Source organism: Pedobacter roseus (assembly GCF_014395225.1).
Lineage (GTDB): Bacteria > Bacteroidota > Bacteroidia > Sphingobacteriales > Sphingobacteriaceae > Pedobacter > Pedobacter roseus.
Genome location: NZ_CP060723.1, coordinates 354,862 through 366,986 on the forward strand (window position 1 = coordinate 354,862; position 12,125 = coordinate 366,986).

At 40.0% G+C, this 12,125-nt stretch carries 7 protein-coding genes; 5 read left to right on the top strand and 2 right to left on the bottom strand.

From position 1 onward, the window contains the following. The first annotated feature begins 3 nt into the window (after nucleotides 1-3). Both H9L23_RS01545 and H9L23_RS01550 read left to right on the top strand, forming a co-directional pair. The gene (locus H9L23_RS01545; protein ID WP_187593349.1) at nucleotides 4-1,437 is read left to right on the top strand and encodes a SusD/RagB family nutrient-binding outer membrane lipoprotein; all 1,434 of its coding nucleotides are present in this window, start codon (nucleotides 4-6) and stop codon (nucleotides 1,435-1,437) included. Between the two features lie 140 nt (nucleotides 1,438-1,577). Continuing rightward, nucleotides 1,578-3,662: a S9 family peptidase gene (locus H9L23_RS01550; protein WP_187593350.1), complete on the top strand. Its 2,085-nt coding sequence runs from the start codon at nucleotides 1,578-1,580 to the stop codon at nucleotides 3,660-3,662. Nucleotides 3,663-3,900: 238 nt separating this feature from the next. Here H9L23_RS01550 and H9L23_RS01555 read toward each other — a convergent pair whose 3' ends face one another. Continuing rightward, entirely contained in the window at nucleotides 3,901-5,562 is a 1,662-nt protein-coding gene (locus tag H9L23_RS01555) for an ABC transporter substrate-binding protein (RefSeq protein WP_317175280.1), read from the bottom strand. 19 nt (nucleotides 5,563-5,581) lie between these two features. Between H9L23_RS01555 and H9L23_RS01560 the strand changes: the two genes are divergently transcribed. Beyond that, complete coding sequence (locus H9L23_RS01560) at nucleotides 5,582-6,034, top strand: substrate-binding domain-containing protein (protein ID WP_187593351.1); 453 nt, start codon at nucleotides 5,582-5,584, stop codon at nucleotides 6,032-6,034. A gap of 182 nt (nucleotides 6,035-6,216) precedes the next feature. Here H9L23_RS01560 and H9L23_RS01565 read toward each other — a convergent pair whose 3' ends face one another. Beyond that, nucleotides 6,217-7,554: a sigma-54-dependent transcriptional regulator gene (locus H9L23_RS01565; protein WP_187593352.1), complete on the bottom strand. Its 1,338-nt coding sequence runs from the start codon at nucleotides 7,552-7,554 to the stop codon at nucleotides 6,217-6,219. Between the two features lie 283 nt (nucleotides 7,555-7,837). Between H9L23_RS01565 and H9L23_RS01570 the strand changes: the two genes are divergently transcribed. Together H9L23_RS01570 and H9L23_RS01575 are read left to right on the top strand one after the other, a co-directional pair. After that, on the top strand, nucleotides 7,838-10,306 hold the full coding sequence (locus H9L23_RS01570) for a PIG-L family deacetylase (RefSeq protein WP_187593353.1): 2,469 nt from the start codon (nucleotides 7,838-7,840) through the stop codon (nucleotides 10,304-10,306). Nucleotides 10,307-10,406: 100 nt separating this feature from the next. Beyond that, nucleotides 10,407-12,101: a sodium:solute symporter gene (locus tag H9L23_RS01575; RefSeq protein WP_187593354.1), complete on the top strand. Its 1,695-nt coding sequence runs from the start codon at nucleotides 10,407-10,409 to the stop codon at nucleotides 12,099-12,101. Nucleotides 12,102-12,125 lie beyond the last annotated feature (24 nt).

Consider the following 12,125-nt stretch of genomic DNA (forward strand, 5'->3'; position numbering starts at 1 on the left):
ACGATGCAAAAAATTATAAAATATACATTGTGCTCAGCTTTAATTGCAACACTAGGTTTGCAAAGCTGTAAAGACAGTTATTTTGATTCTCTGTCCGACAATCCAAACCAGGTTCCGGTAGCTACATTAAGTACTTTACTGGCCACATCAACCTATAAAGCAGCAAATGACAATTACTTTATAGGAAGCATTATTGCCCCTTATGTGCAATATACGGCGAATCCGGCAGCCAATGGAGCTGGCGATACTTATCAGGCCATTGACTTTACCGCGACCTGGGATGCGCTTTATTTTGCCATGGCTGATGCCAATGAAATGAAAAAGTTAGCTGTTGCACAAAGCTCGAGCGAATATAAAGGTGTAGCCGATGTGCTCATTGCCTATAACCTTACACTGGTGAACGATTTGTGGGGAGATGCTCCATTTTCGGAAGCTTTTAACATCAATAACCTTACGCCAAAATATGATAAACAACAGGATGTTTATAACCAGGCTATGGCACTTTTAGATGAAGCCATTGTAGAGCTTGCTAAAACAAATGCAACCATTAAACTGGCGCCTACCAGCGATTTAATTTATGGAAAAAGCACAACTGAAAGGGCAAATTGGTTAAAAATGGCTTATGCTTTAAAAGCAAGGTTATTAAACAAGATCAGTAAAACAAGTTCTTATAATCCAACAGCTGTATTGGCCGCACTTGGTAATTCTTTTACAACAAATACAGACGATGCCAGTATGGCTACCTTTAAAGAGCGTAATCCATGGGCCAATGTGGCTTTATCTAATTCGCAGCAATCGTTGGGCGGCTGGCTTTCAGAACAGTTGATCGATGCACTAAACGGTACAAGTTTCCCAGGCGCAGTTGATCCTCGCCTGGAAAAGATCACCGATAAAACCGTGAATAACATTTATATAGGAACGGTGAACGGTGCAGGTAACAGATTGCCTGGGGCAAATACCACAAGGGATGAATGTTACATCTCAAGAAACTCTCCATGGAGCAGCGATACGTCGCCGATATTCATCGTTACCTTCGCAGAGTTGAAATTTATAGAAGCCGAAGCCTATTTCAATACCGATAAAACCAAGGCTTATGCGGCATACCTTGCCGGTATCAGTGCAAATATGGATAAGTTTCAGGTTACTGCAGCAAATCGTGATGCTTATTTGGCAAATCCTGTAGTTAACGTTGGGGTAGCAGCTTTAACCAAAGACCTGATTTTTAAGGAAAAATACATTGCCACTTATTTAAACCCTGAAGCCTGGAACGATGCACGCCGTTTCGATTATAAGTACAAAGATTTTGGCATGCCTGCTAACGCTGCACTACCAACATTCATCCGAAGGTTAGATTATACCCAGGGTGAAAGAAGTAAAAATGGAAACAACGTACCTGTTGATGTGCCAAGAACAACCAGATTGTGGTGGGATCAGTAAAGCGTTAAGCGTTTGGCGAATAGCGTTTATCCAGCTTTCGCCAAACGCTACCTAATTAGTACCAGGCACCATAGACTTAGCGCTATTCGCCCAACGCCATCCGCTTACCGCTATGCGCTCAACGCCAAACTACATGATAAATGAAAAAAGCACTGTTTTTCCTTCTGGTTCTACTCTCTACCTCTAATATATTCGCTCAGTCTTTCACTTTAAAATCTGTTTTATCTTATCCTTTTCCAACCCAATTGGTAGCCGCTGCGGTAGGTGCTAAAATTGCCTGGGCAGCAAACGAACAGGGAAAAAGAAATATTTACGTAGCACAGGCCCCTGGTTATAATTCAGTAAAAATCACAGATTATACTGAAGATGACGGGCAGGAACTAAGCAGTTTATCTATTTCTGCTGATGGAAAGTGGATTGTATTTGTGCGCGGCGGAGATCATGGAGGGAGAGATGGCGGTCCCGTTAACGCAAACTCATCTCCAATTGCACCTAAAGTGCAGGTGTTTACCGTTCCTTTTGAGGGAGGTAAAGTTGTGGCTTTAGGCGAAGGTGATAATCCCGTAATTTCGCCCAATAGCGATCAGGTGATTTTTGCAAAAAGTGGCCAGGTCATGATCAGTCCTATTGATGGAGCATCTGCAGCAAAAAATCTATTTTATGCCAAAGGAATAAACGGAGCCTACAAATGGTCGCCCGACGGGAAAAAAATAGCTTTTATTTCAAACCGTAACGATCATTCCTTTTTGGGAGTTTACACAGATCAGCAAACACCGGTTAAATGGCTATTGCCTTCTTTTTCTAAAGATAATACTCCGGTATGGTCGCCGGATGGAAATGACATTGCATTTGTCAGAACGCCAGGTGCTGGTGGTGAAACCGACTCCATTTTAACAAAAAAGCACCAGCCATGGGCAGTATGGACTGTAAACATAAATACAGGTGCAGGAAAAATGATCTGGAAAGCACCTGAAACATTACGCGGTTCATTCCCCTCAATTGATGGTGGCGCAAACTTGTTATGGGCCGATGGAAAAATTGTTTTTACCTCCTATGAAGACGGCTGGCCGCACCTTTATGCCATCAATCCAGACGGATCAAAGCGGTTGTTGCTTACACCTGGCAATTTTGCAGTGGAGAATATTAAGTTAAGCAATGATAAAAAGACACTGGTTTTTGCAGCCAATGCAGGGAGCGATATAGATGATCTGGATAGGCGTCACATTTATAAAGTTTCGGTAGATAAAGCCGATATGAAGGTGTTAACTTCAGGAAGAGGCATAGAAGCTTACCCTGTTGTTGCAGGTGATAGTCAAACATTTTTTTGCCTGAGTTCTACCGCCGACAGGCCGCTTTTACCTGCGCTGATTACTGCCGGAAAAGTACTAAAACTCATTGGTGAATCCCTTATCCCAAATGATTTCCCGCTGAAAGATATGGTGGTTCCTAAACATGTTAGTTTTAAAGCTGCAGATGGTAATATCGTTTATGGACAGATGTTTTCCCCAAAAAAAGCTGTCAAAAATCAACCCGCCATAGTATATGTTCACGGTGGTCCACAAAGGCAGATGTTTTTAGGCTGGAATCCGATGGATTATTATTCGATAGATTATGCCTTAAATCAGTATTTGGTTAATCTGGGTTTTACTGTGCTGTCCGTTAATTACCGTTTAGGGATCGGCTATGGTTATGATTTTCATAAACCCCTAAATGCAGGAGCACAGGGTGCATCAGAATATCAGGATATTAAAGCTGCCGGCGAATGGCTTGCTGCACAACCCAATATCAGCAAAGGAAAAATTGGTATTTATGGTGGTTCTTACGGCGGATACCTGACCGCGCTGGCCCTTGGTAAAGATTCTAAACTGTTTGCTGCCGGGGTAGACATCCATGGCGTAAATAACCGGTTTACAAATTTAGATCAGGAAGGACGGAAACCTGCACCAGATGCAGCTCTTGCCGCAAAGGTAGCTGAAGAATCATCACCGGTAAGTTATGTAAACACCTGGACTTCGCCTACATTGATTATCCATGCTGACGATGACCGGAATGTTGCTTTTAACCAAAGTGTTGATCTCGTTAAACGTTTTGAAGATAAAAAGTTTGATTTTGAGTTTTTGGCCATCCCGGATGATACCCATCACTGGATGAAATTTACGAATGGTTTAAAGGTAAGCGAAGCAACCGCCGATTTCCTTAAAAGGAAATTGATGGATAAGAAGTAGGTTTTTGTGTTTTATTTAGGTTTAAAATAAGTAATGTCATCTTGAGCTTTTCGGAGGATAAGTTACCTTGTTTAACAATTGAAAATCTTCGAATAGTTTACCATAGACCGATTCTAATAGAGGCTTCGTCATTCCCAACTTGATTGGGAATCGTAATGCAATAAGCTTTAAGATTCCCGCATGCGCGGGAATGACGCATTGCTTTTAGGTATTCTTATTAGTAAATAATGTAATCTAATTACCCTTTTTTAATCCTTTTCAAGATCATCAGACTTAACGGATTAAAAGAATAACCTGAAATATTGTTCTGCAGCATTACTACCGATTGATCGTAAAACAAAGGTACAACCGGCGAGTAATCCATCACCATCTGGTCCATTTTACGGTATAGCTCAAAACGTTTATCATTATCGGTTTCATAATAGCTTTTCTCAAAGAGCTGGTCAAAATCCTTGTTGTAAAAAGCCGTATAATTTGGACCGTAAGGCACTTTGTTTTTGGAGTAGAACATCGAGAGGAAATTTTCCCCATCGCCATAATCTGCCAGCCATGAGCCTCGGAAAAAATTCACATTGTTTTTCGACATCAAATCTCTTAAACTGGCGCTTGGACTAACATCAATTTTTACCTTGATACCTATTGCTGTAAGTTCACCCTGGATAAATTCGATGAGGTCTTTATAAGTGGTGGTGGTATTTAAGGTTACCTCAGCCAGGCCCTTGCCTTCAGGAAAACCAGCTTCTGCCAGAAGTTTTGCAGCAAGTTTAGGATTATAGGCGTATCCATGCACCGCCAGGCTATCAAAACCGGGCATTCCTTTCGGAATAAAACCAGAAGTGGCCGCAACACCGATTCCATTTCTTAAGTATTTGATCAGCCGATCCCGGTCTATGGCATAATTAATAGCCTGTCTGATTTTTTTCTGCCTTAATGGCGATTTTTTAACAATCGAAAGGTTCGTATCTACCAATATTCCAACATATTCCGTACACAGGTATGGACTTTTGGTCAATGTGAATTTTCCTTTATATTTTGAAGTCATCTTTCCACTTTTTGTGAGGATGTCATCCCGGTAACTCCCATCAACATTGTAATAAAAGTCCAGGTCCTTTTTTAGGAAACTCATAAAACCACTTTGTTTATCAGTTATAAATGTGGCTTTTACCGCGTCCAGATAGGGTAGTGACTTTCCTTTTCCATCCTTTTCAAAATAATGCGGATTTTTTAACAAGACTAATATTTCGCCCTCTTTCCAGTATTTAAAAGTGAAAGGACCGGTTCCAATGGGATGGCTCCTGAAATCCTTGCCGTAATGCGCAACTACCTCTTTGGGTACTACAGAACAGTATTGCGTAGTAAGCAGGCTCATAAATGGTGGAAACGGGCGTACCAGTTTAATCTGAAAAGTGGAATCGTTTAATGCGATAAAATTGTTTTTATCTTTTACTTTATCGCTAAAAATCCAACCACCCGATGAGGCTACTTTTGGATCGATCAACCTGTAAAAACTGTACACAAAGTCACTTGCAACTACTTTTCTGCCTTTTCCTTTTTTGAATATCGGATCGTCGTGAAAATAAACATCATTGCGGAGATTGAAAGTATAAGTAAGTGCATCTTCAGAAACCTGCCAGCTTTTTGCAATACAGGGAATGGTTTGTAGTGATGAATCGATCTGTACCAGTCCGTTAAAGATCTGGTTGGTCATCCAAATCGCGTTCTGGTTGCGGGCAAAGGCCGGATCAATAGAGGTTAAACCTTGATCAAGGTTGATATTGAATACTTTTTTGTCTTTATGGTCATTGTTTTCCTTGCACGAAAAGAGTAAGATGACACAAAAAATCCAAAATATATACTTAAATGAGCCTCGCATGCGATCAGGAATGTTATTTTTGCACAAATTAATAAATTTAATGCAGATGTCTTTTTTAAACGATTTATTTATTGGCCTCGATGCTGCTAAACAGGAAGAATTACAGGAACGTTTAGATTTAGTGGAGCATAAAATTAAATTTATGGATAAAATGCCTGTTGCTTGTGTGGATACCAGCAATAATCCGGGTTACTTTTTATCGGAGGAAATCGCGTTGGCTGGCGGCATGTTAGAAACAGATATGCTGAGCGCTGTTTTTGTGATTTATTATCAACAAGGGAAAACCCTGACTGATTTAATGCGCGAAGTACCTTCTGTATTAAATACAGATTGGCCTGCCGTAAAAAATAACCGCATTATTTTGTTAAACGATGATGTTGAACGCGAAAGAAATGCCGAAAATGCTGTTTCACTAATAGAAGATATTGCCGAAATGCTGCACCCAGGTTCTTTTATTTTTGGCCACGAAGGCGATAAGTGGATCAGGTTTGAGGTTTAAGGGAGATATAAGAGGGGTGATGTGAGATTTGAGACTGGTGAAAAAACGAAGATTCAGTGCTTGTGCAGTTAAAAATGACTTCAGCTGAATTCGCCTGATGGATTTGCAACTTTACAACCTTCCAACCTTTAAACTTTATAACCTTCCATCCCTCAACCTTCCTGCCTTTCAACCCTCAACCTTCAAACCTCTCTAATCTGATATTCTTCAATTTTCCGGTAAAGCGTAGTTAAACCGATCCCCAATAACCTCGAAGTTTCCGTTTTGTTTCCTTTGGTATGGATAAGCACTTTCTGGATGTGCTGTTTTTCTATCTGTTGCAGGTTATAATCATTTTCTATAGGTGCAAACTCGAAAAACTCTGGCGGAAGTGCTGTTGCACTCAATGTATCACCATCAGATAAAATGACCAAACGCTCGATCACGTTTTTTAACTCACGGATATTTCCTTTCCAGCTGTGATCGCTTAATATAGACAAAATCTTATCATCCAGTTTCGGTGTCGAACGGTTTACCTTATCTGCAAATTCTTTTAGATAATGTTTCGCCAATGCAGGGATATCCGCTTTTCGTTCGCGTAGTGGTGGCAGGATGATGGTAAAAACCGAAAGGCGGTAATAAAGATCTGATCTGAATTTTCCAGAAGCTGCATCTGCTTTTAAATCTTTGTTGGTTGCTGCCAAAATTCGCACGTTTACCTGTTGAGTTAAGGTATCACCTACTTTTATAAAAGTTTGGCTTTCCAGTACGCGCAATAATTTGGCTTGTAAATCGAGGTTCATTTCGCCTATCTCATCCAGCAACAAGGTACCTCCGTTGGCTTCTTCCAATAATCCTTTTTTATCTTTATTGGCGCCGGTAAAGGCCCCGGCTTTGTAACCGAATAATTCGCTTTCCAATAAATCGGGACTAAAACCGCTGCAGTTTAAGGCTACAAATGGCTTGGCTGCCCTTGGGCTTTCGTAATGGATGGACTGTGCAAAAACTTCTTTTCCCGTACCGGTTTCGCCCAATAGCAATACAGTAGTGTCCGTTGCACTTACTTTTTTAGCCAAGTCAATCGCTTCTTTTAAGGCTTTTGATTGACCAATAATGGTTTCGAAACTATGTTTTTTAGCAATTTTGTTTTCAAGGTCAGAAACTCTGCGCTGCAGGTTCGATTTATCCATAGCCTTATACAAAAGCGGAATAATTTTATCGTTATCATCACCCTTTACCAGGTAATCAAAACCGCCGTTTTTAATCGCCAAAACGCCGTCGGCAATGGTTCCGTATGCGGTAAGGTTAATAATCTCTACATAAGGCTTTATGGCTTTAATATCTTTAACCAAAGCAACGCCATTTACATCCGGCAGTTTTACATCACTGATTACGATGCTAACATCATTACTTTTAAGTAATTTAAGTCCTTCTTTTCCGGTGCCAGCCTGTAAGGTTTTAAAGCCTTCAAGTTCTATAATCCTGGAAAGTAAACTGCTGATTTTTTTTTCATCATCGATGATGAGTACCATGCCATTCATAGGTAAAAATTATGCTGCAATATTAAGGATAAAAATACCGAGGCAGATAAAATTTGGATAAAAAACTAGTAAAGGTTAACTTGTTTTGAAATTCCCTCGTTCTGTATCTTCACAGAATGAAAGGATATTAGAAATAATGGTCTGTGGGTAACAGGCAATGCATGGCACTTAAGACTGTAGACTATGGACTCAGGACTTCAGACTAAACTAAATTGTACCTTTTTCGTTTCCGTGGCCTTAATTAAAAGCTTTTTGAGCATATTTGATGTGCAAAACAAATAACATGCTTAAAAGATTAACTGCAATATTCATATTATGCTTTCCTGCAATATTTTGCGCTGCCCAACAGGTGCGTCCGGCAAAATCTTCAGAAATTTATAGAGAACTCAAAACCTTAAAACACTTGCCAAAGGTTTTATATTTAGCTGCTCATCCCGATGATGAAAATACAGGTTTATTGTCCTGGTTAATTAATGATCAAAATGTAGAAACGGCTTATTTATCACTTACCAGGGGAGATGGCGGACAAAATCTTTTAGGTACCGAACAAGGTGCAGCCTTAGGCTTGATCAGAACACACGAACTTTTGGAAGCACGGAGGTTAGATGGTGCACAACAGTTTTTTACCAGGGCCATTGATTTTGGTTTTTCTAAAAATACCAATGATACCTTTAAACAGTGGGATGCCGATAGCATTACGGCAGATGTTGTTTGGGTGATCAGAAAATTCAGACCGGATGTAATTATTTGCCGTTTTCCACCTACCGCTGCTGCAGGACATGGTCAGCATGCTGCTTCTGCAGTTGTTGCAGAAAAGGCTTTTAAAGCTGCTGCAGATAAAAATATGTTTCCCAACCAACTTAAATACGTTTCGGTTTGGCAACCAAAAAGATTATTGTGGAATACTTTTAGGTTCGGATCTGTAAACACTACCGCCGAGAATCAATTAAAAGTAACCGTTGGTCAGTACGATGCACAGTTGGGCATGGGTTATGGCGAGCTGGCTGGTTTAAGCCGAAGCTTGCATAAAAGCCAGGGTGCAGGAACACAATCGGTAGCTGGTGTGCGCACTGAGTATTTTACTAACATTTTGGGCGATCCTGCAAAGCGAACTCTATTTGATGGATTAAACCTTAACTGGTCGGAAAAAGGAATCGGTGATATTGATGAACTGATTGATATTGTGCTGTTATCTTTCAATTACAACCAGCCCGATAAAAGTTTGCACGGACTGTTGATGCTGAGAAAGAAAATTACCGAATTACAAGATCGGGGTTTAAGAAAAGATAAACTGGCGGCTATCGATCAGATTATTTTAAGTTGTGCAGGTTTTATGGGTGAAGTGGTCACAAACCAGCCTGAAGCTATAGCAGGCAATGGCTATAATTTCCGTTTAAATTTAATTTCGAGATCAGCCACTCCGGTAACGTTAGAAAGTGTAAACTGGTTAAACCAAACGGATAACCTGAACAGGAATTTATCTAACGACTCGCTGATCACCATTGAACGTAAAATTCAGATTCCAGCTGATGCAGCACTTACCGAACCTTATTGGTTGGCAAAACCGGCAAAAGATGCTGCGACTTTCAGTGTGGCTAACGATACCTTAATCGGATTACCAGAAATGCAATCGCCAATTAATGTGATATTATCGCTGAAAATTGAAAATGAAAAATTTGAAGTCAGCTTACCATTATCTTATAAAAAATTAGATCCTGTTAAAGGTGACGTGGTAGAAGCCCTGCGGATTATTCCACCACTTGATTTGAGTTTTGCAGAGCCTGTTTATTTTGCTAAAGAAAAAGAAGCGTTAAGTGTCACACTCCGTTTAAAAGCAAACAAAAATATCAACTATGGTAAGGTGAGTTTTAAGATCGGTGATCAGGTGATAAAAACCTTCCAGGGGATCAATTTGCCAGAAAATAGCATCACCACCAAAGATTTCCTGATCCCTGTTGAAGATCTGGCCAAAATAAAAACAAGTCAGAATAAGCTTGAAGCAATTTTCTCATCAGAAGCGAACGAATATTCCAAAGGTCAGGTATTGATCCAATATCCGCATTTACCAACATTGCAGTATTTTGTTCCGGCAACTACCTGGCTGATCAAAGGTGATGTGAAGGTATTGGCGAAAAAGATCGGATACATTGAAGGAGCAGGTGACTTAATCCCTGAATTTTTAAGACAGGCTGGTTTGCAGGTAGATGTACTTAGTGAAGCCGACATCCTGAATGCTGGAAAACTGGCCACTTACGATGCCGTGGTTACTGGTGTAAGGGTGATCAATACTGAAAAAAGGATTAAAAACTGGCAAACCGCATTGCGTAATTATGTAGAAAATGGCGGAACCATTGTAATGCAGTATAATACTACACAGGACATGGCCTTACAGGATTTCGGGATTTATCCATTCTCGATTAGCGGCAAAAGGGTAACCGAAGAAAATGCGGAAGTTAAATTCCTGAACCCTAATCATAAACTCTTAAATTATCCGAATAAAATCACTGCCGATGATTTTAAAGGTTGGGTGCAGGAACGTGGAGCTTATTTCCCTGATAAATGGGATGCCAAATACGAACCCCTTTTCGAAATGAATGATACCGGTGAAGAACCGCTTCAGGGATCAACGCTTTATGCAAAATATGGTAAAGGAAACTTTATTTACACACCTTTAGCTTTTTTTAGGCAATTACCTGCCGGAAATGTTGGTGCAGCTAGGTTATTCTTTAATTTTCTATCAGCTGGAAAGTGATGAAAAATCAATTTAAAAACTGGAATACCTATTATGTATTATTGGCTTTAGCGCTGGTATTCCAGATTGTATTTTATTACCTGTTTACTAAATTCTGGGCATGAGTAATATCGATTGGGCAGTATTGATATTTACTTTGCTTGCTGTGGTAACTTATGGCGTTTTTATCGGTCGCGGACAAAAAAGTAATGCCTCTTATTTAAAGGCCGATAATAAAATGCCCTGGTATATTGTGCTTTTAGGTATTATGGCTACTCAGGCCAGTGCCATCACTTTTCTATCAGCCCCGGGGCAGGCCTATACCGATGGTATGCGCTTCGTACAATATTATTTTGGGCTGCCATTGGCGATGATCGTCATCTGTATCACTTTCATCCCGATTTTTCAGCGGTTAAATGTTTATACAGCTTACGAATACCTGGAGAACCGCTTTGATAAAAAAACGCGTGTATTAACCTCGTTGCTTTTTCTTTTTTCAAGGGGATTATCAACGGGGATCAGTATTTATGCGCCCAGTATTATTCTATCCAGTGTATTAAACTGGAATATTTATTTAACCAATATTTTAACCGGAGGCATACTTTTAATTTATACCTATGTTGGTGGTGCTAAAGCCATTGCTCACACCCAAAAATTGCAGTTTTTAATCATCCTGGGCACCATGGCCTTCGCCGGATATCTTTTGGTGCAGAACATGCCCAATGGGATCGGTTTTAAAGACGCACTTTACCTGGCTGGCAAATCAGGCAAGTTAAATGTGATTACTACAGAATTCGACTGGAAAGATAAATACAACATCTGGAGCGGACTGATTGGAGGTTTTTTTCTGGCACTTTCCTATTTCGGAACAGACCAGAGTCAGGTAGGCCGGTATATTACCGCGAAAGACAATACCAATGCAAAAATGGGTCTGCTATTAAACGGATTGGTTAAAATTCCGATGCAGTTTGCCATCCTTTTAATCGGTGCATTATTATTCGCCTTTTTCTCATTAAAACCTGCTCCGATATATTTCAATGAACGTTCTTATCAGTATTTGAAAGAAACCCAGCCGCAACAGGCCGCTGCTTTCGAAAAAGAACACAATACATTGGAGCAAAAATTCAGTCAGCAATCAAGGCAAATTCTTGAAGAAAAAGAAAAACAATCTCCTACATTAAATAATTCTATAGCGGATTTTAGGTCGACCCAAAAGCAGGTAAAAGAATTGCATGGCAGGGTAGAAGAAGCGATTAATAAATCGAACTATAATGCCGAAAAAACCGATACCAATTATATCTTTTTATACTTTGTAAAAAACACGCTCCCCGTAGGGATGATCGGATTACTTTTCGCAGTGATTTTCCTGGCCAGTTGGGGATCAATTTCTGCCGCACTTAATTCTTTGGCCGCATGTTCCTTAAAAGATGTACACCTCATTTTTAATAAAAAAGAAGTAGACGATGAAACCGAACTAAAATATAGCCGCCTTCATACCCTGGCCTGGGGAATTTTCTCCATTGCGGTGGCCATGTTTGCCACACAGATGGGTTCCCTGATTGAAGCGGTTAATGTATTGGGGTCACTTTTTTACGGTCCGATATTGGGTATTTTTTTAGTGGCATTTTATTTTAAAAAGATAAACGGACCGTTGGTGTTTATTGCAGCAATCTTATCCGAAATTGCAGTTATTGCCGTATATGAATTCGATATCGTTTCCTTTCTGTGGTTAAACGTAATCGGCGCCTTTGCCGTAATATTATTTTCGTTGGTGGGGCTTTTATTTTATCAGCCTAAAAGCGTTATTGGCGAATAGACTTTAATTTTTACTTCAGAAAGA